Origin of the sequence: Candidatus Cardinium sp. cBcalN2, assembly GCF_022810445.1 — a bacterium.
Lineage (GTDB): Bacteria > Bacteroidota > Bacteroidia > Cytophagales > Amoebophilaceae > Cardinium.
Genome location: NZ_JAACGD010000179.1, coordinates 1 through 328, shown reverse-complemented (window position 1 = coordinate 328; position 328 = coordinate 1). Strand labels below are relative to the sequence as shown.

Sequence of the window (328 nt, the reverse complement as noted above, 5' to 3'; positions counted from 1 at the left end):
AAAGCGAAGTCAATAGAGGTCATATCAGAAGTCCGCGGGGTTCATAGTACCGTTAGCATTGATTGGGAAACCAGTCAAGAGGGAAGGGACCCTACTTCAGTTAACGAGTTTAAAAGAGTTGAGAATGTCTGATTGCAATAAAGCTAGAAACAGTATACAAGTTCGGCAACTACAAAGGACTCTATATCTTAAATCCAAGCAAAATAAGGAAGTCAGATTTTATAGTCTATACGATAAAACTTATCGAGAAGATGTACTCTGGGAAGCATGGCGACAAGTCAAGGCCAACCAAGGTGCAGCCGGGATTGATGGTAAAAGCATAAATGAT

1 pseudogene is annotated in these 328 nt (G+C 40.5%); it reads left to right on the top strand.

From position 1 onward, the window contains the following. Nucleotides 1-124 precede the first annotated feature (124 nt). Nucleotides 125-328 (top strand): annotated as a pseudogene (locus MUW74_RS04205) (hypothetical protein); the annotation flags it as partial.